24 protein-coding genes are annotated in these 21,374 nt (G+C 46.7%); 19 read left to right on the forward strand and 5 right to left on the reverse strand.

Annotation, left to right across the window (positions count from 1 at the left end):
- Nucleotides 1-9 precede the first annotated feature (9 nt).
- Nucleotides 10-615 carry a dephospho-CoA kinase gene (gene coaE / locus AC5LIL_RS05340; protein WP_214693225.1) on the forward strand — a complete coding sequence of 202 codons (606 nt, stop codon included), beginning with the start codon at nucleotides 10-12 and terminating at the stop codon, nucleotides 613-615.
- A 23-nt stretch (nucleotides 616-638) separates the two neighbouring features.
- On the opposite strand, the gene AC5LIL_RS05345 is transcribed toward coaE, so the two are convergent.
- Nucleotides 639-1,121 carry a site-2 protease family protein gene (locus AC5LIL_RS05345; RefSeq protein WP_499825160.1) on the reverse strand — a complete coding sequence of 161 codons (483 nt, stop codon included), beginning with the start codon at nucleotides 1,119-1,121 and terminating at the stop codon, nucleotides 639-641.
- A gap of 157 nt (nucleotides 1,122-1,278) precedes the next feature.
- Here AC5LIL_RS05345 and AC5LIL_RS05350 point away from each other — a divergent pair, with 157 nt between their 5' ends.
- From AC5LIL_RS05350 to AC5LIL_RS05390, 9 genes are all read left to right on the forward strand, one after another.
- Nucleotides 1,279-2,310 (forward strand): glyceraldehyde-3-phosphate dehydrogenase, encoded by a 1,032-nt coding sequence (locus AC5LIL_RS05350; protein WP_214760153.1) that lies wholly within the window; start codon nucleotides 1,279-1,281, stop codon nucleotides 2,308-2,310.
- A gap of 232 nt (nucleotides 2,311-2,542) precedes the next feature.
- Nucleotides 2,543-2,929, forward strand: a complete 387-nt coding sequence (gene speD / locus AC5LIL_RS05355; protein WP_026825618.1) for an adenosylmethionine decarboxylase — start codon at nucleotides 2,543-2,545, stop codon at nucleotides 2,927-2,929.
- A 112-nt stretch (nucleotides 2,930-3,041) separates the two neighbouring features.
- The gene (locus AC5LIL_RS05360; protein ID WP_499825161.1) at nucleotides 3,042-3,413 is read left to right on the forward strand and encodes a hypothetical protein; all 372 of its coding nucleotides are present in this window, start codon (nucleotides 3,042-3,044) and stop codon (nucleotides 3,411-3,413) included.
- A 12-nt stretch (nucleotides 3,414-3,425) separates the two neighbouring features.
- Entirely contained in the window at nucleotides 3,426-3,893 is a 468-nt protein-coding gene (nrdR, locus tag AC5LIL_RS05365) for a transcriptional regulator NrdR (protein WP_012726705.1), read from the forward strand.
- A gap of 40 nt (nucleotides 3,894-3,933) precedes the next feature.
- Entirely contained in the window at nucleotides 3,934-5,286 is a 1,353-nt protein-coding gene (locus AC5LIL_RS05370) for a DnaD domain protein (RefSeq protein ID WP_214693215.1), read from the forward strand.
- A gap of 4 nt (nucleotides 5,287-5,290) precedes the next feature.
- Nucleotides 5,291-6,205: a primosomal protein DnaI gene (gene dnaI / locus AC5LIL_RS05375; RefSeq protein WP_074033411.1), complete on the forward strand. Its 915-nt coding sequence runs from the start codon at nucleotides 5,291-5,293 to the stop codon at nucleotides 6,203-6,205.
- A gap of 299 nt (nucleotides 6,206-6,504) precedes the next feature.
- Nucleotides 6,505-8,448, forward strand: coding sequence for a threonine--tRNA ligase (gene thrS, locus AC5LIL_RS05380; RefSeq protein WP_214782220.1), 1,944 nt, complete (start codon nucleotides 6,505-6,507; stop codon nucleotides 8,446-8,448).
- A gap of 104 nt (nucleotides 8,449-8,552) precedes the next feature.
- Complete coding sequence (locus AC5LIL_RS05385) at nucleotides 8,553-9,425, forward strand: DUF1002 domain-containing protein (protein WP_499825163.1); 873 nt, start codon at nucleotides 8,553-8,555, stop codon at nucleotides 9,423-9,425.
- Nucleotides 9,426-9,524: 99 nt separating this feature from the next.
- Nucleotides 9,525-9,938, forward strand: a complete 414-nt coding sequence (locus AC5LIL_RS05390) for a DUF2231 domain-containing protein (protein ID WP_214749313.1) — start codon at nucleotides 9,525-9,527, stop codon at nucleotides 9,936-9,938.
- A gap of 81 nt (nucleotides 9,939-10,019) precedes the next feature.
- Here AC5LIL_RS05390 and AC5LIL_RS05395 read toward each other — a convergent pair whose 3' ends face one another.
- Entirely contained in the window at nucleotides 10,020-10,229 is a 210-nt protein-coding gene (locus AC5LIL_RS05395; protein ID WP_012726699.1) for a hypothetical protein, read from the reverse strand.
- 341 nt (nucleotides 10,230-10,570) lie between these two features.
- Between AC5LIL_RS05395 and infC the strand changes: the two genes are divergently transcribed.
- From infC to pheT, 9 genes are all read left to right on the forward strand, one after another.
- Nucleotides 10,571-11,101, forward strand: coding sequence for a translation initiation factor IF-3 (gene infC / locus AC5LIL_RS05400; RefSeq protein ID WP_074033409.1), 531 nt, complete (start codon nucleotides 10,571-10,573; stop codon nucleotides 11,099-11,101).
- A 30-nt stretch (nucleotides 11,102-11,131) separates the two neighbouring features.
- On the forward strand, nucleotides 11,132-11,326 hold the full coding sequence (gene rpmI / locus AC5LIL_RS05405) for a 50S ribosomal protein L35 (protein WP_012726697.1): 195 nt from the start codon (nucleotides 11,132-11,134) through the stop codon (nucleotides 11,324-11,326).
- 27 nt (nucleotides 11,327-11,353) lie between these two features.
- The gene (gene rplT / locus AC5LIL_RS05410; protein ID WP_012726696.1) at nucleotides 11,354-11,713 is read left to right on the forward strand and encodes a 50S ribosomal protein L20; all 360 of its coding nucleotides are present in this window, start codon (nucleotides 11,354-11,356) and stop codon (nucleotides 11,711-11,713) included.
- Between the two features lie 86 nt (nucleotides 11,714-11,799).
- Nucleotides 11,800-12,054, forward strand: coding sequence for a hypothetical protein (locus AC5LIL_RS05415; RefSeq protein WP_214693206.1), 255 nt, complete (start codon nucleotides 11,800-11,802; stop codon nucleotides 12,052-12,054).
- Between the two features lie 24 nt (nucleotides 12,055-12,078).
- Entirely contained in the window at nucleotides 12,079-12,561 is a 483-nt protein-coding gene (locus AC5LIL_RS05420) for a dUTP diphosphatase (protein WP_214749310.1), read from the forward strand.
- A gap of 19 nt (nucleotides 12,562-12,580) precedes the next feature.
- Nucleotides 12,581-13,660, forward strand: coding sequence for a M42 family metallopeptidase (locus AC5LIL_RS05425; RefSeq protein ID WP_499825167.1), 1,080 nt, complete (start codon nucleotides 12,581-12,583; stop codon nucleotides 13,658-13,660).
- Between the two features lies 1 nt (nucleotide 13,661).
- Nucleotides 13,662-14,408 (forward strand): TrmH family RNA methyltransferase, encoded by a 747-nt coding sequence (locus tag AC5LIL_RS05430; protein WP_074033405.1) that lies wholly within the window; start codon nucleotides 13,662-13,664, stop codon nucleotides 14,406-14,408.
- A 302-nt stretch (nucleotides 14,409-14,710) separates the two neighbouring features.
- Nucleotides 14,711-15,733: a phenylalanine--tRNA ligase subunit alpha gene (gene pheS / locus AC5LIL_RS05435; protein WP_214782229.1), complete on the forward strand. Its 1,023-nt coding sequence runs from the start codon at nucleotides 14,711-14,713 to the stop codon at nucleotides 15,731-15,733.
- 12 nt (nucleotides 15,734-15,745) lie between these two features.
- The gene (pheT, locus tag AC5LIL_RS05440) at nucleotides 15,746-18,121 is read left to right on the forward strand and encodes a phenylalanine--tRNA ligase subunit beta (RefSeq protein WP_499825170.1); all 2,376 of its coding nucleotides are present in this window, start codon (nucleotides 15,746-15,748) and stop codon (nucleotides 18,119-18,121) included.
- Between the two features lie 40 nt (nucleotides 18,122-18,161).
- On the opposite strand, the gene AC5LIL_RS05445 is transcribed toward pheT, so the two are convergent.
- The 3 genes from AC5LIL_RS05445 to rnhC form a co-directional block, all read right to left on the reverse strand.
- A complete protein-coding gene (locus AC5LIL_RS05445; protein WP_499825171.1) occupies nucleotides 18,162-19,184 on the reverse strand; it encodes a PTS sugar transporter subunit IIC in 1,023 nt (340 codons plus the stop codon).
- Nucleotides 19,185-19,485: 301 nt separating this feature from the next.
- Nucleotides 19,486-20,298: an alpha/beta fold hydrolase gene (locus AC5LIL_RS05450; RefSeq protein WP_499825173.1), complete on the reverse strand. Its 813-nt coding sequence runs from the start codon at nucleotides 20,296-20,298 to the stop codon at nucleotides 19,486-19,488.
- Nucleotides 20,299-20,369: 71 nt separating this feature from the next.
- A complete protein-coding gene (gene rnhC, locus AC5LIL_RS05455) occupies nucleotides 20,370-21,284 on the reverse strand; it encodes a ribonuclease HIII (protein ID WP_481804548.1) in 915 nt (304 codons plus the stop codon).
- Nucleotides 21,285-21,374 lie beyond the last annotated feature (90 nt).

Here is a 21,374-nt window from a genome sequence, read left to right on the forward strand (position 1 = left end):
GTGGGCGTTATGTTGAAAATTGGATTGACGGGTGGGATTGCAACCGGGAAGTCCACGGTGTCTCGACTTTTTCGGAAAAAGGGGATTCCGATCATCGATGCCGATTTGATTGCGAGGACGGTCGTCGAACCTGGAGGGAAGGCGATTGAGGGCGTCAAAGCGGCATTTCCAAAATGTTTTGACGGCGATGTCTTAAACCGTCCCGCGCTAGGGCGTGAAATCTTTCATGATGAGACGAAACGACAACACCTCAATCAACTGATGCATCCAGCGATTCGTGAAGAGATGAAGGAACAGATGCGTGATTATGAAGCATCCGGCGAGTCTGTCGTTATTTTTGATATTCCTCTCCTATTTGAGGGGACAATGCTCGACCTCGTCGATTATTCTGTCGTCGTCTATTGTCGCGAAGAGATTCAACTGATGCGTCTCATGGAGCGGAATGGATTGACGAAAGAAGAGGCACTCGCTCGCATTCATTCTCAAATCCCGATTGAAGAGAAAAAGCATCAGGCCGATTTTCTCGTCAATAACAACGGTTCACTCGGTGACTTACCACCGCAAATTGACCGTTTGGTCGAACAATTTAAGACGATTGAAAAAGAAGGCGAATGATGATTCGCCTTCTTTTCGTTTGGTTAGTTTAATGGATCGGATTCGGGTGATCCTTTCTTCCACGTATCATAAATGGCACGTCCATCACTTGGGTGACCGTTCGAATAATAGATGGGATACAGTGAAAAGAAAATATAGTAAAACGAAAAGTAGGCGAACTGATACGTATACAACGTCGGTTCAATCTCTCGTCTCAAAATAAACGCATTGACAATTAAGATACTCGCCAGATTAAAAATGGCTCCACCGCCATATACAAACGTGCGGGTGACCTTGTTGCTCCATTTTAAATCTGTAAACTGGCACCACGCATCATAAAAATAGACGCGGTTCACTTGAAGACGTCCTACTTTAAATAGTTTTTTTCCTGTGCCGATTTGCATGTCGAGCGAGCCTCCAAACAACTTTGCGAAAAAGAAGTGTCCGAACTCATGAATCAACGTCACAATCGGTAAGATGATGAAAAACGAAATGAAGAACTTATCGATATCTCCCCAATCAAACATGGTGACGCCTCCTTTCTGTTGTGCTTCACGACAAGAAATTTCCCTCATTTTCAAAAAATAAACAGAGAAAAATGAAAAAAATGTGACGAATCATAGTGAAAACGCTTACAGCTATCCGTTATAATGAAACCGTAATGTAGAAAAAGGGGGATTTAGCATGGGGACAAAAGTTGCGATTAACGGATTCGGTCGAATCGGGAGAATGGTATTCCGAAAATTGATGCTTGAGGGACGTCATGAAGTCGTGGCAATCAATGCGAGTTATCCAGCGGAAACGCTCGCACATCTCATCAAACATGATTCCATTCACGGTCCATTCGGATTGACGGTTCGAGCGCAAGGGGATGCGCTTGAAGTCGATGGAAAGCGAATCGAACTCATTTCAGAACGTGATCCATCACGTTTACCGTGGGCAGACCTTGGCATCGACATCGTGGTTGAGGCGACAGGGAAGTTTAACTCGGATATCGGGGCGAAACTTCATCTAGATGCAGGCGCAAAAAAAGTAATTTTAACTGCGCCAGGGAAAGGGGATTTACGCACGATTGTGATGGGGGTCAACGATCGAGACTATCGCCCGGAAGAAGACCATATCATTTCAAATGCATCGTGTACGACAAACTGTCTAGGACCGGTCGTGAAGGTGTTACACTCGACATTCGGTATTGAAACTGGTTTAGTGACGACTGTTCATGCGTACACAAACGACCAAAATAACATTGATAACCCGCATAAGGACTTACGCCGGGCGCGTGCTTGTGGCAGTTCAATTATTCCGACTTCAACAGGAGCGGCTAAAGCGATCGGGCTTGTCATGCCAGAGCTTCAAGGAAAATTAAACGGAATGGCACTCCGCGTCCCGACACCGAACGTATCACTCGTCGACTTAGTTGTTGAACTTCATCGTGACGTAACGGTTGATGAAGTGAATGAAGCGTTTGAACGTGCGGCGTTTGGAGAGATGACGGGCGTGTTAGGTGTCTCCCATGAACCGCTCGTATCGATTGACTTCAATGGAGACGACCGTTCGTCGATTATCGATATGGATTCGACGATGGTACTTGGCGGAAATCATGTAAAAGTACTCGCATGGTACGATAATGAATGGGGTTATTCGTGCCGTGTCGTCGACTTGTTAGACATGGTGGCGAGTTACCTTCAAATCGGGCAACAAGAAACACACGCCTAAAAAAATATTACGGTCTAAAAAATATTTTTGATTTTTTTAAACAAATCTCTTGTAACGACGTCCCAAACACGTTACACTCAGTTTCGTGAACTTCAATTGGTCTGACAAACGCAACTTAAAGGGTTAGGACCTCTTAGGACTAACTTGCCCCCGTGGTTGTGGGCGATTCAGGCACAAAGTGAGTGATCATCAACTACTTTGAGACCATTGATGTAAAGGGGGATCCACTAATATGGATACTATGGGACGTCACATTATTACAGAACTTTGGGAGTGCAATCCCGACAAATTAAATGATATCGACTACATCGAGCGTTTGTTCGTCGATGCTGCTCTTCGTTCGGGCGCTGAAGTCCGCGAAGTCGCTTTCCACAAATTCGCGCCACACGGTGTGAGTGGAGTCGTCATCATTTCAGAATCGCACTTAACGATTCACAGTTTCCCAGAGCATGGCTACGCGTCGGTTGACGTGTTCACATGTGGAGATCGAATCGATCCAGCTACGGCATCGCAATACATCGCCGAAGGATTGGATGCGAAAGTACGTGAAGATGTGAAACTTGAACGTGGAATGGGACCAATTCGTGTTCCGGAAGCACAAGTTGCACTAACTAAATAATTCTGAAGAACCTTTTGAGGCTGGCCGTTTAACGGTCAGCCCTTTTAATTGTTTTGTTGTTGCCTTAATTTTGATATGCTTAACGTATATAACTCAGGCGTTGAGGTGGATTATGGGACTGTTAGATAAGTTACAAACACATATTGAAACGAAAGATACACATAAAAATGAATCGCTTCGGACACGTTACTATGCGGCATCTCCGAATGCAATCTTACAATGGTTAGAAAGTCAGATTCAGTCAAATGGTCAGACGGTCCGTCGAATCGACTCGAACCGTGGCGAACTCTCATTCATTGGTGAAGGATGGGACGGACTCATTACGATTGTGCAAGTGGACGGTGGTCGTACGGCGGTCGATTTTACACTGAACCGCGAACAGCGACTCGGAACTGACCTTGGACAAATCATTACTCACTATTACGAGGCGCTCACACAACAATTCCCGCTTCGTGCTATCGGAAATAAATCTGTCGAACGATAAGGAGGCTTGAGCATGCGTTGTCCGAAATGTGATCATAATGGAACGAGAGTGCTCGATTCCCGACCGGTGCAAGACCATTATTCGATTCGACGTCGTCGTGAATGTGAAAAATGTGGGTATCGGTTCACAACGTTTGAGACGGTGGAACAGACACCTCTCATCATTGTGAAGAAAGATGGAAACCGTGAAGAGTTTAGCCGCGAAAAAGTGCTTCGTGGAATCATTCGCGCGTGTGAAAAACGACCAGTCACGCTTGAACAGCTTGAAGGGGTCGTGACAAAAGTCGAACAACAACTTCGCGCCCTCGCACAATCGGAAATACCGAGTGAGCAGGTTGGTGAGTTGGTGATGAATGAACTCGCACGTGTCGATGAAGTCGCATACGTCCGCTTTGCATCGGTTTATCGCCAATTCAAAGATATCACTGTGTTCTTTAAAGAACTTGAAGATTTAATGAAGCAAGAAAATTCGACCAACTAAAGGGCGGCCTGCTGGTCGCCCTTTTTCAGGGGAGAGAGCTATGGAGAAAGAACGTACAATCTTTGGGACGGACGAACTGCTCATTATGAGTACAGGTCTTGTTGACCGCGAATCGTATCAGTCCCTTTACCACTTATATCAGCCTGTCATCGGCGTCAAAGCGCTCGCGCTATATCAGACGCTATGGAGTGAATTGAAACCAGGCAAAATGAAATCGAACTATATGTCACATAGTGCCTTGTGTGAGATGTTGGAGTACTCCATCAATGAATTGACGGATAATCTATTTCGCCTCGAAGCCATCGGATTGGTACGAACGTACAAAACGAAAGATGCCCGATTGACGCAATACGTCTATCAGTTGCGTGTGCCGCTCGCACCGCATACGTTTTTAAACGATGGGCTGTTATCGAGCTTTCTCTTCTATAAAGTAGGGGAAGTGCGATTTAAACAACTTCAGGGGCGTTTCACGATCGACCCTTTACCAGCGGGAATCGTCGAGGTGACGAAAGATTTTAACGAAGTATTTGATGTGAAAGGCGTCAACCATCGAGCGTTTACACAAAAGAACTACGAAAAACCGGACCGTGCGAAGATTGAAATCAACTATTCGTTCGATATGGACATTGTGAAGAAACTGACGAATTTCCCAGTCGGGTTTTTCACAAAAAAATTAGACGAAACCATCACAAAATTGGCCTATGTGTCTCAACTCGACGAAGAGACGATGGCGGAGATGTTGAAAGAATATTTTGTTCACGAAGCCTATCTTCCGCTCAGTGAGCAGGAGAAGCGAGACGGATGTCGTCAGATGGTACTTCAGTTGAAGAAAAAGCAGACACGGCATCGAAAAGAGAAGACGGTGGAGCTCGAAGAGACCAAACTAGGAGATTTACATGATCCAGCGGTAATGGAAGCAGCCCACCCCCATCAGTACGTATCGACACTTCGGAAGACGCCTCAGCTGTCGAAGAGTGATGAACAGTTGGTTATCGAACTCGTCGATACGCTCGGTCTCGCACCGGGCGTGATCAACGCACTCTTCTATTATTGTATTGAAGTGAAGAAACAGACTCGTCTGAACGAGAATTATGTCCTTCGCATCGCGACGAGTTGGAAGACGGCTGGTTATACGAACGCGAAAGAGGCGTTAGAGCAAGAAGCGTCACAAGATGCGCTCATTGAGAAGAAGCAACAAAAACGTGAAAATGTACAGCGGACGACTGTCGGTTCACGTCGGAAACCCCAACAAGGCGAGATGCCGAAATGGCTCGAAGATGAAGCGAAACAACAGCGATCGTATGATCAAGCGAGGAAGAAAGAATTGGAATCTTCCGTTCCAGATGATGCGGAACTTGTAAAACTATTAAATGAATTGAAAGAGAAGGGGTGAGGGGATGGAACGAATCAACCAGTCGTTATCGCAGTTGATGAATCGAAAAGAAGTCCGCGAAGCGTATGAGTCGATTCGCAGACGAACGCTCAATCATCCGGGAGTGATCGCCTTTTTGAACGCTCATCCTGAGTTAGAAGAGAAAGCGATTGAAATTGGATTCACTAAGCTGAGTGAGTATGCCGAGCAGATGGATGGGAAGACGTTCATCGAAGAACAAGCCGTCATCCCGGGTCATCAACCGGTGCTCTATGTCGATCTTGGGCAGATCGCCATTCGCTATGAAGAGACGGTCGCTCATCGACAAGCTAGACGCCAAAAAGAGATGGACCGTAAGTTTAAGAGCTTGTTCTTACCGGAAGAAGTCCGTGAGGCGAGCTTTGAGTCATTTGATTGGGCGGACGATGCACGCAAGATCGCACTTCGGGAAGCGATGCGTTTCGTAACGGGGATGAAGTCCAAACAAAAAGTAAACGGACTCTATTTACACGGGAGTTTCGGTGTCGGGAAAACGTATTTGCTCGCCGCCATTGCCAATGAATTGAAAGTGGCGGATATCGAGACGATTTTAGTTCATGCCCCTGGATTCGTATCGGAGGCAAAACGCAAAATTCGCACCGAATCGTTTGATTCATTTTTGACGTCGTTTCAACATGTGCCTGTCTTGTTGATTGATGACATTGGTGCTGAGGCAATCAGCCCGTGGGTGCGCGACGAACTGTTCGGCATCATTCTCCAATATCGGATGATGCATCGATTGCCGACGCTATATAGTTCGAACTTTAGCGGAGAAGAGCTCGAGACTCACTTTTCAATCGATGGGTCCGCGCAAAATAAAATGAAAGCGCAGCGTCTCATGCAACGAATTTCAACGACGACGACACAAATCGAACTGAAGGGTGAAAATCGCCGTCGGTAAAGGATTGTTTTTCTCGGATGAGTTGACTATACTAATAACCATATAAGTGATGCATAGAAGAGGATATGAATCATCGAGACGAGTTTTAGCGAGGGAAGGGCGGTGGAAGCTTCCTAACGACGACGATGCATTTACTCCCTCAGAGCACCGTACGGGTCAATCGTGCGGCGATTCACACTCGTTATCGTGTGTTCGAGCCAAGCGTGATGCTTGGGAACGAGGGTGGTACCACGAGAATCAAAGCTCGTCCCTTTTTGAGGGATGGGCTTTTTTTATATTCATTTTTTGAGAGGGGACAGATGTACATGATTCAATTGACATTTCCAGATGGCGCGGTAAAAGAATTTGATGCCGGCGTCACGGCAGAAGACGTCGCAGGCTCAATCAGCCCGGGACTTCGCAAAAAAGCAATCGCAGCAAAACTAGACGGAGAACTTATCGACTACCGTCGTCCGATTGAACAGGACGGCAAAATCGAGCTCGTCATGCCAGATTCAGAGGACGGACTCGATCTGATGCGTCACTCGTCAGCGCACTTGATGGCACAGGCAATCAAGCGTCTATATGGAGAAGAAAATAACATCTATCTCGGGATTGGACCAACAATCGAGAACGGATTCTATTACGACATCGAAATGGACCGCCGAATCAATGAGGAAGACCTTCCTGAGATTGAGAAAATGATGAAACGTATCGTCGATGAAAACTTAGAAATCACTCGTGAAGTCGTTTCACGTGACGAAGCGCTCGCCCGTTATAAAGAGCTGGGAGACCCGCTCAAAATCGAGTTGATTGAAGACATTCCTGCCGATCAGACACTTACAATCTATCATCAAGGGGAATTCTTCGACCTTTGCCGCGGACCGCACGTTCCATCGACTTCGAAGTTGAAAATCTTTAAATTGATGAGCGTGGCTGGAGCATACTGGCGTGGTGACTCTGACAACAAGATGTTACAGCGTATTTACGGGACGGCTTGGGCGACGAAAGAACAACTCGCCGAGCACTTGCGACTTCTTGAAGAAGCGAAAGAACGCGATCATCGTAAACTCGGAAAAGAACTCGACCTCTTCTTCGTCTCACAAGAAGTTGGTCAAGGACTTCCGATGTGGCTGCCTAAAGGTGCATCGATTCGTCGTACGGTCGAACGATACATCGTCGATAAAGAGCTCGAACTCGGATATCAACACGTATATACACCGGTGCTTGGGTCGGTCGACTTGTATAAGACATCTGGACACTGGGACCACTATCAAGATGACATGTTCCCGAAAATGGAGATGGACAATGAGGAACTCGTCCTTCGTCCGATGAACTGTCCGCACCATATGACAATCTACAAACATGAGCCACGCTCATACCGTGAGCTTCCACTCCGAATCGCTGAGCTTGGTGGGATGCACCGCTACGAGATGTCAGGCGCGCTCACAGGACTTCAACGTGTCCGCTACATGGTCTTGAACGACGGGCATACGTTCGTGACACCTGAACAGATGAAACAAGAGTTCAAAGACATCGTTCACTTGATTCAAGAAGTGTATGCTGACTTTGGCATCAAAGATTATCGTTTCCGTCTCTCGTATCGCGATCCTGCCGATAAAGAGAAGTACTTCGATAATGATGCAATTTGGGAAATGGCACAGAGCCAGTTGAAAGAAACGATGGACGAGCTCGAACTTCCATACTTTGAAGCAGAAGGAGAAGCGGCATTCTACGGACCGAAACTCGACGTGCAAGTACGCACGGCGCTCGGGAAAGAAGAGACGCTCTCGACTGTTCAACTTGACTTCTTACTCCCAGAACGTTTCGATTTGACGTACACAGGACCAGACGGGAAAGATCATCGTCCAATCGTCTTGCACCGTGGTGTCGTTTCGACGATGGAACGATTTGTTGCGTATTTGATCGAAGAATACAAAGGCGCATTCCCAACATGGCTCGCACCGGTACAAGTGAAATTGATTCCGGTATCACATGTCCATGATGAGTATGTCGCTGAAGTCAAAGCGGAACTCGTCAAGCGTGGGGTTCGCGTCGAAACGGACCTTCGTGACGAGAAACTCGGCTATAAGATTCGTGAAGCGCAAATGAAGAAGATTCCAATGACGCTCGTACTTGGGGACAAGGAACGTGATGAGCGTGCGGTCAACATTCGCCGTTACGGTCAACAAGAACAAGTATCAGCATCACTTGACGAATTCATCGCATCACTCACAGAAGAGATCGCGAACCGTTCACGCTAAGCAAGGAGCCACCTTTCCATCTAGAAAGGTGGCTTTTTTCGGTCTAAAGACGGATGTGTATTTTGTCGTCTGCACGTATCGTAAACAATAAGGAGTGATGATTCATGAATTATATGAAGCCAGTATTGGCACTTACTATTGGAGCAGTCGCATTTACAGGAGCACTTCCGAAAGTCGGGGCAGAGGCAATCGTCAATGACACGATTGTGACGCTCGGGGAATCGCTCTCTTCAGAACAACAAAAATGGGTACTTGAACGGATGGACGCGCCAGAAGGAATCGAACCGATTATCACGACGGCAGCGGATGAAGAAAAATATTTAGGAGATTCTGTCCCACAGGCGCAACGTGGGGGAGGTATGTATTCGTCCGCACGAATCAAATTGACGGACGGGACAGGTCTTGATATTCAAACTGAAAATGTGACATGGGTCACGAAAGATATGTATGCGAACGCATTGGTCACAGCAGGTGTGACGGATGCGGACATCTATATCACGTCACCAATCAACGTGACGGGTACGTCTGCTTTGACAGGGATTATGAAAGCGTATGACCAAACGGCGGCCGAAACCGGGATTGAACTTTCGGATGAACGAAAAGAACTTGCACAGGAAGAGTTGGCAGTGACGTCTGAAATCGGAAAGACGGTCGGTCAAGAGGATGTAGCCGATCTCATGAATGAAATTAAAGCGGAAATCGCGAATCAAATGCCGGAGACGAATATTGAGATTCGCGATATCGTCATTCAAGTGTTGAATCAAAACAACGTCCAGCTGTCTGAAGGACAACTCGACCAATTGACGACACTATTTGAAAACATGCAACAAGCAAATCTGGATTGGTCTGCGATCAGTAACGGATTAAAAGATGCAGGACAAGACGTACAGGCTTTCCTTGAACAAGAGGAAGTCCAAGGATTTTTCGCAAGATTGTTTGAAGCAATCAGTAACTTCTTCAAGTCGCTCACGAATTAATTGTGTGTCATTGTGAAAAGAAGGAAAACAGGGTAAAAAAAATCGTCTCACGAAGTAAATAACTTTCATCCATTATCTTAATCTTAGGGAGGAATCGTTATGCTCGGTGGTGTTCCGCTACATCCATTGCTCGTGCACGCTCCGATTGGTCTTCTACTGTTTGGGACGCTTTTGATTTTGATTAGCTTCAAATGGACAAGTTTTCGACTGTTTGCACTCGTCACGCTCGTTGCTGGATTAATATCGGGCGGAGTGGCATTTCTATCGGGTGACAGTGCCGAGGAGTATGCGGAAGCAAACCTTCCTTCGGTCACAGAGGCGATGATTGAAAACCATGAACATTTTGCCTTGTACAGCTTGATCGCGTTTGGCATCACTGTTGTCTTGCTTGCCATTGGATATCGTGCGAAAGGGAAGCTATGGATCACACTTAGTTTTGTGATTGCGCTCGTGGGAGCGGGACTTCTTGCATACGCCGGGCACCTCGGGGGACAGATGGTTTACGCACAGTAAACATGAATAAACGTCCAATTCCATTGATGTGGAACTGGACGTTTTTACATGGTACATAAGAAAGACAGAATTCCTCACTATTTAGTACCATCGTTTATGAATATAGTTTTGAGCCGACTCGTGATCATCGACAATCTTTAATGTGATACGATTCATCTCTTCTAATAAGTCCGTTAATACTGCCTGCAACTTTTCATCTTCTAAGCCATGCGCCTGCATCGTTTTACTGACGATCTGCTGAACCTGGTCGTGATAGTCATGTTCGCGCGAGACGTCTTTTCGCCAGTTCATGTAAATCCCTCCTTTGATAATTCATTATTCCCTTTGAAAAGGTATTGCGAAACGAGAGAATGACTGGTATCATCATAAAAGTGTGAGCTACCAATTATTCATGCGCGATATCTTGACATCTTTTCCTGCTAGTGCTAAGATGACATAGTGATTAAAAACAACAAAGCAGAAGCACCCGCTTTTCACCTCGTCTGAGAGTCATCAGGCAGGTCCATCAAGTTCTTGGTTCAATCGGCATCGTCTGCCGTTTTATGACCTCAACTGATGTGTGGGTGGGAAACTGCCGACGCTTTTTTTATTGCCATGTTGTCTTGTCAATCTAAATCTCGTGCAATCGCACGATGGAGGTGCTAACCATTAGCAAAGAGCTCTTTATCAACGAAAACATTCGTGCCCGTGAAGTACGTCTCATTGGCGCAGACGGCGCACAACTCGGTGTGAAATCGCGTAACGATGCGTTACGTTTAGCTGAAGAAGCGGAACTAGACTTAGTCTTAGTCGCGGACAAAGCGAATCCACCGGTCGCTAAAATTATGGATTATGGGAAGTACCGTTTCGAACTCCAGAAGAAGGAGAAAGAAGCGCGTAAAAACCAAAAAGTCATCCAAATGAAAGAAGTACGTCTCAGTCCAACAATCGAGGACAACGATTTCCAAACAAAATTGCGTAACGCACGCAAGTTCCTTGAAAAAGGAAACAAGGTGAAGGCTTCGATTCGTTTCCGCGGACGTGCCATCACACACTCGGAAATCGGGAAACGTGTTTTGGACAAAATGGCAGCGGAATGTGCCGATTTGGCAACAGTTGAACAAAAGCCGAAGATGGAAGGACGCAGCATGTTCTTAGTGCTGGCTCCGAACAAAGAAGATTAATCATCGATTCTCAGTGGGGAGGAAATACTCATGCCGAAAATGAAATCGCACCGCGGTGCTTCAAAACGTTTCAAACGTACAGCATCAGGTAAACTCAAGCGTTCACACGCTTACACAAGTCACTTGTTCGCAAACAAATCGACTAAAGCGAAACGTAAGCTCCGTAAAGGCGCTATCGTATCAGCTGGAGACTTCAAACGCATTCGCAACATGATCGCGAAGTAATACAGAAACAATTAGGAGGGAATCCATATGCCACGCGTAAAAGGCGGTTATACGACTCGTCAACGTCGTAAAAAGCAAATTAAACTTGCCAAAGGATACTTTGGTTCGAAACACATTCTATTTAAAGTAGCAAAACAACAGGTCATGAAGTCACTCATGTACGCTTACCGTGACCGTCGTCAGAAGAAACGTGATTTCCGTCGTCTTTGGATCACACGTATCAATGCGGCAGCACGTACAAACGGTCTCTCATACAGCCGTATGATGCACGGCCTCAAGCTTGCAGGAATCGACATCAACCGTAAGATGCTTGCTGAGCTTGCTGTGACAGATGCACAGGCATTCGCGTCACTCGCTGAAACAGCTAAATCAAAATTGAACGCGTAATCGTTCAATCGACAGCGCCGAGACACTCTCTCGGCGCTTTCTTTTTTCTTCAGAATTTCTTAGAATTAAGAGAAGGAGGAAAGCGTATGAATCAATCAGTTGTCGCTATCGTTGCCCTTGCGCTGATCGTCTTGAACGTATATACCTATATCCAGGCAAAACGTTATACGCATGGCCAAGGTGATTTCAACGTGCTATACGCCTATGCAGGAGGAGCCATCGGTGCCTTGTTCGGTCTCCATTTGACGCGCAAAAAGACCGTTCATGCCCCAAAACTGCTCCAATTACAAGTATTGATTTTAGCGGTAGGCTGGTCTTTAATGATTTTAGTACTGCTATAAGTGGAGATAGAGGAGGAACATCCGGTGAACTGGACAACATTGTTTGATCGGCAGCGCGAATTAGACGAGCGGATCAAAGAACAACATGGATTATCCGGCAATCAATTCGATGAACGGTTACTGGCGCTGCTTGTCGAACTCGGTGAACTGGCTAACGAAACACGTAGCTTTAAGTTTTGGTCGAAGAAAGGACCGTCGCCTCAAGATGTGATCTTAGAAGAATATGTAGACGGCATTCATTTCTTACTGTCACTCGGCCTTGCACTTGGGTATGAACGAGACGCGTTTCCTGCGGGGAGCTCATATCTTGATGCGACTGATGCTTTTTTAGATATTTATCGAAAAGTGACGAACTTTGGTCTTTCGAAAACAGAAGCGATGTACGAGACGCTGATGGCAGCGTATCTTGAACTTGGCTATACGCTTGGGTTCAATGAACAACTCATTTTCATGGCGTATATGAACAAAAATGAAGTGAACCATGAGCGACAACAATTAGGCTATTAAGGAAAAGGAGCGGATTGGTATGAATGAATCGTTACATATGTTAAAACGTCTGACAGACGCAACTGGCGTCCCAGGAAATGAAGGGGAAGTCCGTCAGTTAATGCGTGAATACCTTGAACCACATGTCGAATCATTTGAACAAGACGGTCTCGGAAGTTTATTTGGTCGAGTGACTGGAAATGCAGAAGGTCCTCGTGTCATGATTGCAGGTCACATGGATGAGGTCGGCTTTATGGTCACGCGTGTGGAAGAAGGTGGTTTCCTACGTTTCCAAGCGCTTGGTGGATGGTGGAACCAAGTCTTATTGGCACAACGGATGGATGTAGTGACGCGTTCTGGTGAAAAGATTCCGGGAGTGATTGGTGCGAAACCACCTCATGTCCTTCCCCTTGAAGCACGTAAAAAGCCAGTTGAAATCAAAGACATGTTCTTAGATATCGGTGCGACATCAAAAGACGAAGTGGCCGAATGGGGAATTCGTCCGGGCGATACGGTCGTCCCGCATTGTGAATTCACAGTCATGAAAAATGAGAACTTCTTGATGGCGAAAGCTTGGGATAACCGAATCGGTTGTGCCATTGCCATTGAAGCTGCAAAACGCCTGAAAGATGAAGTATTCCCAGGTGTCATCTATACAGGTGCGACGGTACAAGAAGAAGTTGGTTTACGTGGAGCGGTTACAGCAGCTAACTTGGTTCAACCAGATGTGGCGATTGCTGTCGATACAGGAATTCCAAGTGATACGCCAGGAATGACACCAGCAGAAGGGTTGTCAAAACTTGGTGATGGCGTTCAAGTCATCTTCTTTGATGCAACAACCGTGACGAATCCACGTCTCGTCGACCTCATTGTTGAGGTAGCAAAAGAAAACGACATCAAATATCAGCTTGATTTGACACCAGGTGGCGGAACAGACGCAGGACGATTCCATTTGTCTGGGATTGGAATGCCGGCGATTGCGTTGACAGTACCAGTTCGTTATTTACACACGAACGTGTCAATCATTCATAAAGACGACTACGAAGCAGCAATTGAACTCGTTGTCGCATTAACGAAACGCTTAGACCACGAGACGGTCCAATGGTTGAAAGAGGGATAATATGACGAAGATTACGTCTACGAAGAGCGAGACGATTAAACGATTAAAACGATTGATGACGAAAAAAGGACGCCAAGAAACCGGGCAATTCCTTGTAGAGGGAGAGCATTTGGTGGATGAGGCAATCCGAGCAGGTCGTCTCGTACAACTCATCATGGCAGAGTCGTATGTACCGAAAAAGACGTGGCGCATCGAGGACATGCCGGTGCTCGAGTTATCTGATCATGTCGCTGATCTGTTATCTGAGACAGAAAAGACACAAGGTGTGTTTGCTGTCGTGAAGATGACACCGGTAGAGCGTAAGATGAAGAAAGTTCTCGTGTTAGACCGGGTACAGGACCCAGGTAACCTAGGTACGATGATTCGGACGGCAGATGCAGCCGGATTTGATACGGTGCTCCTCGGGAAAGGGACGGTCGATCCGTTCAATGCCAAAGTCGTTCGTGCGACTCAAGGTTCCCTGTTTCACGTGAACGTGACTTCGGTTGACTTGCTTGAAAAACTACCTGAACTGAAAGAAGATGGTTTCCATGTGTATGGAACAGCCCTTTCGAAAGCGACATCGTATGAGCAGGTGGCATTTGAAGACAAAGTAGCTTTGGTCATCGGAAATGAAGCACAAGGTGTACATGCCGATGTGTTGGCACTGTGCGACACACGTGTCCATATTCCAGTACTCGGTGAGGCAGAATCGCTCAATGCGGCGGTCGCTGCTGGTATTTTAATGTATCGGATCGCTTTACAATAATCTTGTCAGCACGTGAAAAACGTGATAGGTTAAACACATCGATGAATATGATATGACGTTGAAAGAACATAGTAAGCGAATGACCGATTCCGTTCAGGGAGCATGGGCCGTGACTGAGAGCCTAAGCCGGAATCGTCGCTGAATTCACTCTGGAGTCGTGTTGGAGACAACACCGGTTTGGCATCTCGATAACGATGCTCTCAAGTGGGCCAACTATTGGCCAAGTAGGGTGGTACCGCGATGATTCGTCCCTTCAGTCAACGACTGAAGGGACTTTTTTATGTAGAGGAGGAAGTGAACAGATGAAAGAGCAATTAGAACAGTTACAAATGGAAGCACTTGAAGAAATCAAAGAAGCATCCACACAAAAATCATTAAATGACGTCCGCATCAAATATTTAGGGAAAAAAGGTCCGATGACCGAGGTACTTCGTGGGATGGGTAAGTTATCCGCAGAGGAACGTCCAGTCATTGGTGAATTGGCGAACACGGTCCGAACGTCGATTCAAACGACGCTCGACGCTCGAATCGAAGAAGTGAAGGCAATCGAGCTGGAAGAGAAGTTAAAAGCGGAAACGCTTGACGTGACGCTCCCGGGACGTACATCGGCTCCAGGGCACAGTCATCTCTTGCAACAGATCATCGACGAGATGGAAGATTTATTCGTCGGACTTGGTTACACGATTGCAGAAGGTCCTGAAGTCGAAACGGACTTGTACAACTTTGAGATGCTCAACTTGCCAAAAGACCATCCAGCACGTGATATGCAAGACTCGTTCTATGTTACCGAGGAAACGTTGCTCCGTACACATACGTCACCTGTACAAGCACGGACGATGTTAGAGGCGAACGGGAAACCGATTCGCATCATTTGCCCAGGAAAAGTATATCGTCGTGATGAAGATGACGCGACGCACTCGCATCAATTCATGCAAATCGAAGGGTTAGTCGTCGATGAGTCGATTTCGATGGCAGACTTAAAAGGGACGCTTGAAGTGTTCGTGAAGCAATTATTCGGTGAGGCACGTGAAATTCGTCTTCGCCCAAGCTTCTTCCCATTCACGGAACCGTCAGTTGAAGTTGATATTTCATGCTTCAAGTGTGGAGGAAAAGGTTGTAACGTCTGTAAGGGAACCGGCTGGATTGAAATTCTCGGAGGCGGGATGGTACATCCACATGTGTTAGAGATGGCAGGCTATGACTCGTCAAAAGTGTCAGGATTCGCATTCGGAATCGGTGTTGAGCGTATGGCGATGCTCAAACACGGTGTCGATGACATCCGCCACTTCTACACAAACGACTTACGCTTCATCGAGCAATTCTAAGGAGGAAGACAGATGTTACTATCAAAAAAATGGTTGAATCAATATATTGATGTGTCAGATTTGAGCGGAGAAACACTTGGCGACTTGATCACAAAAAACGGGATTGAAGTGGAAAGTGTCACAAACCGTGCAGAAGGACTTTCCGGGATTGCCGTCGGTCGTGTGCTTTCATGTGAGAAGCATCCAGAGGCGGATAAATTGAACGTGACAAAAGTAGACATCGGCGAATGTGATCCCGTTCAAATCGTCTGTGGCGCACCGAACGTACGCGAAGGTCAACACGTCATCGTGGCGAAAGTTGGCGCACGTTTACCGGGATTAAAAATTAAAAAGGCGAAACTTCGCGGTGTCGAATCTCAAGGAATGATCTGTTCGCTCGAGGAACTCGGATTCGAGAAGAAGCAAATTCGAGAAGATGAGCAAGACGGAATTCACACATTCCGTGAAGATGTCCAAGTTGGAGCGGACGTACTCGACTTACTCGACTTAAATGATGAGGTCATCGAGCTTGGCCTGACGCCGAACCGTTCGGACTGTTTGAGCCTTTATGGAATCATTCATGAAGTGGCGGCCATTCTAGAACGTCCGTACACGTTACCAGAAGCAGATGTCACGTCCTCTTCTGCGTCTGAAGTGTCGATTGAACTCGCTACACCGAACTGCCCGTACTATGCGGCGCGTGAAGTACGAGGAGTCACAATCGCAGAATCTCCACAATGGCTTAAAAACATCTTGATTGCAGAGGGCGTTCGCCCAATCAATAACATTGTTGATGTGACGAACTACGTGATGCTTGAGATTGGTCAACCGCTCCACGCATTCGATGCGAAAAAACTCGGTCAATCGATTGTGGTCCGCCAGGCTGAGAATGGGGAAGAGATGGTTACACTGGATGATGTGACACGTACGCTCGACGCTTCGATGATGGTCATCACAGATGGTCAGACACCGGTCGCAATCGCAGGTGTCATGGGTGGTGCGAACACTGAAGTGGACGCCTCTACGACACATATCGTCTTGGAGTCAGCATACTTTGATCCGGCTTCAGTTCGTAAGACGAGCCGTACGCTCGGTCTTCGTTCTGACTCAAGCGCTCGTTTTGAAAAAGGTGTGGACCCGGAACGTGTCATGCTTGCGCTCGACCGTGCCGCTCAATTGATTGTGGAGCTCGGTGGAGGCGAGATTCGGGAAGCGACTGTTTCTGGTGAAAAGGAGTCACGCGCTCGTCAAATCGAAGTCTCGATCGATTACATCAATAAACGTTTAGGGATGACACTCGATCGTCAAACGATTGAACGTATTCTAGAACGTCTCGGTCTAGCTACAGAAGGCGATGATGTATTGAGTGTCCATATCCCTTCTCGTCGTCCGGACTTAGAGCTGCCAGCTGACATCACGGAAGAAGTTGCGCGTCTATACGGATATGACAGCCTCCCGTCGACGTTACCTGCATCTCAGTCGAAAGGCTATTTACCAGCAATCAACGTGTTGCGCAGAAAGACACGCCGCATGTTACAAGGTGTCGGACTATCACAAGCGATCACCTATTCATTAACGAGTGAGGCACATGCGACACGTTTTGGTGGTCAAGCCGATCAACTCGTCCGTCTAGCGATGCCGATGAGTGAAGAGCGCTCTGTACTTCGTACATCACTCATCCCTGGGTTGTTAGAGGCGGCACGTTATAACACGGCGCGTCAACAATCAAACGTCGCACTCTACGAAACAGGGCGTGTCTATACAGAGCAAGGTGATACGTTACCACGTGAAAAAGAACGGGTGGCGGGAGTTGTCACAGGTCTTTGGATGGATCATCGTTCACAAGGCACTCGGATTCCGGTCGACTACTTTGTTGCGAAAGGGATTGTCGACACGTTGGTTCAAACACTTCGTCTTGACGTCACGTATGAAGCGGTATCGATGCCGGATATGCATCCAGGTCGCACGGCGAACATTTTGATGAACGGTGACGTCATCGGTTATGTTGGACAAGTGCATCCAGGAACGTCAAAAGAAGTCTACGGGATGAAAGAAGTGTATGTGTTTGAACTCGACCTATTGGCACTTAATGGGGAAGAGATGCTTCTATATCAAGACGTGCCACGTTATCCATCGATTTCACGAGATTTGGCACTCGTCTTGCCACGTTCGATTCCGGCTGGCACAGTGGAGCAAACAATCCGTGAAGCGGCAGGTCCACTCTTGATCGACCTCGTCTTGTTTGACGTATATACAGGGGAGAATGTTGGACCAGAAGAGAAGTCGATTGCCTTCTCACTCAAGTTCCAAGACCCGTCACGAACGTTACAAGATGAAGAAGTAACAGCAGCATATGAAACAATCGTCGAAGCGGTCCGTGCAGCACACGGCGCTGAAGTACGAGCGTAAAAATAAGGAGCGTTGTCCGATTTGGACAGCGCTCCTTATTTCATTGAATTTCAAGGGCAAGGTCACCGAACTTCGTCCAACCGACGAGACTAGTGACACGATAAAGTGCCCAGGTAATGAGTGCAGGAAGAACAACACCCGTCATCGTGAAGATGAGAAACGCGTCCATTCCTTGTACTGCTAAAATTTGAAGCGGGGCAATGAGAGAGTTGAGTCCGAGACCGGCGATTTCATACGGCACTTGTAATGAGAACATTAACGTGGCAATCGGTGCTGAGATCATCGCTGCAATGAATGGTGGAACGACGATTCGCGGATTTTTGATGATGTTCGGGAACTGAACTTTCGGCGTGACAAAGAAGGAAGCGACCAAACCACCTGGATCCGTTTGACGATACGCCATCAATGTAAATCCGACAAACTGAGCAGAACAACCAATCAATGCGGCAGCACTGGCGACAGGGTCTAATTGAAGAGCGATGGCGAGTGCGGCCGATGAAGCAGGTGACATGAGCATGACACTGAAGACAAGGGCGATGACGAGAGATGTCGCGATTGGTGACGTTTCAACGGACGCTGTGATTCCTTGACTGATGGAGTTGATGAGAGGAGTCGTGACTGCCGCTGCGGCAACACCGACGATTCCACCTCCGAGAACGGCTGTTACGGGTACGACCATCATGTCGAACTTTGTTTTTCCGAGAACGCGTTTACCGAGCCATACTGCTGCTGCAGCTGCAATCAATGCACTAATCGGTTGACCTGGAACGAGGACGAGCCCACTTTCGGTCGCTTTTAAAGCAGCACCGCCAATCGTTGCGGCAATCATGGCGCTAAACAAGATGAGTGTGTTCCCACCGAGTTGAAAGGCAACACCGGCTCCTAGTGCTGGTGCCAACAAAGATTTCGCAATTTGCCCGATTTGAACGAGCATCGCGACCCCGGTCAAATTACCGATCGTCTCAATCAATAGACCAACACCGAGCGTGACGAGAACGGCGTTTGCCATCCCTGCTGAAATTTTTACCATTCGATCCATCATATACTGCTTCACTTCCATCATCTCCTCTTTGTCTATGTGCCAATAAAAAAACCTATCCAATTAGGATAGGCGCGGGTTACATGTGCAGGCGCCTGTCCGATTACCACGGGAACAAGGGCCTGAAAAGTCGTTTTTCAAAAACAAAACGATTTCAGTCCCTCAGTCGAATAATAATCAGCAGGCTGTTCATATGTACGGGTTTGAACATCTCAAGCATCTCCTCTTTGTTGGATTTGCTAAAGAATACCATCTATTTTTGTAATAATCAATATTTTCTGAAAATAAACTGAAAAAAATTCAGGATGTATGGTGGCATCCTGAATCAGCTCATTTGTAGAGAGCGTGCTTGAATTTGATCATCGATGAATTTCATCGACAACGAATTGAATTGCTCGGGTTGGTCCACATTCACGACGTGACCAGAGTCTGCAACGATTTCGACATTGGCAGTCGGTTGGTGTTTTGCGGTCCGTTCCACAGCTTCGAGGAACATATAATCTTCATCGCCCATGATATATAAAATCGGGACGTTCGTTTGAATCGAAGTGATTTGATTTAATAATGGATTGATGTTCTCAGTCATCTTAAACCAGCGAATAAATTCGCGTTGACACAAATTCGCAGCGTCACGAACAAACATCATCCGTGATTTTTTATGCCGTTTTTTCGGCAGTAAAATCCAAGCGAACAATTTGTATAACCACATATAGGGTACGAAATTTTGAACGAGGCTACCGAGTCGAATGAGCAGTGTCGAACGAACGTTGAATTTGACGATGGCGCCTCCAAGGACGACCGACGCAATCCGGTCCGGATAATGTTCAAACATCGCCTGAATCACAATCGTACCTAAAGAAAGTCCGACCATATGACCTTTTTCGATACCTAAGTGATCCATGACCTCGATGACGTCTTTTGCGACGACATCGAACGTATAGGCGTTCAACGGTTGTTTGAGCGATTGTTCGGCATCGTATGAACCGCCGTGTCCACGTAAATCGACGAGCAACACATTATATTTCTTACGGAATGGGCGAAGTTGACGATACCAATGCGACAAACTTCCACCGGCTCCGTGAATGAAGGCGACCCAAGGATGGTCATCGCTGATTGTATAGGTTTTATAATGCAACATGAACGCTATCCTCCAAAAATTTTAAGTTCATTTAACCATAAAATGAGTATATCATATTTGAAATCGAACCTCTACAGACGACGTTCGTTTAAGTTTATTGCTTTTTTTGTGTTGGCAAAATGGACTTTAGCAATCTTTTGTAAATATTCCTGTCCATGACGTCGGATGATCTGAGCGGCCACTTGGTCGACTTTTGCCCCTGCCCCTTTCGGAAGGGTCAATCCGGCTTGTTTACTTAGTTTGTCCATCTCTTTTAAGAAAAAGGCGCGGGCTAAGATGGAAGCGGCGGCGACTGCGACATGTAGTCCTTCCGCTTTTGTTGAAAAGTAGACGTCATCACGGACGACATCGCGCTCTGCCCGTAGATGTTGATAGTAGACCGACTTTTCGGCAAATTGATCAATCAGGATGGCGTCAGGTTTCTGTTCCAGTTTTTCAAGCAAGGCATGAAGTGCAGCGTTATGTGCGATGGCGGTCATTTTGCCTTGTGTCATCGTGCGTTGCATCTTATTATACGTCGGGTTGTGTAGTGTCGCCTTTTGATATGGAATGGCTGCATGTAAATCTCTAGCGATTCGGATGATTTCAGGATCAGATAGCTGTTTTGAGTCTTTGACACCGAGCTCTTTGACGAGTGCAATCTGGTCGCGTGATACAAAAGCAGACACGACGACGAGTGGTCCGAAATAATCCCCTTTTCCGACTTCATCGCTCCCGATGACAGACCAATTCGAAAAGCCTTCAGGTAATGTCGTCTTCGGTGGAGACGCTTGTTTTTTCTTGGCAGGGGTTCCCCATTTCACTGCCTCGGAATCTGCATCTTTACCTTGGAACATCACTTTACCCGATTGATAAATCGTGACGACAAATCCAGGGGTTTTTGCACTGAAAGTCGCGTAAGGAGGCGGGGTGACTGCATACTTGTGATACATGGTTTTTAGTTTTTCTTGATCAGCAGTTGATAGCTTGATGACTTGGTTGCCCAAAATGAGCACTTCCTTTCTGTCTGGCAAATTCATTTTACATTTTTTTATGATTTTTTGAAACCGATGATGAGGTTTTATCGTATATGAAAG

It is taken from the genome of Exiguobacterium sp. RM11 (genome assembly GCF_059821525.1).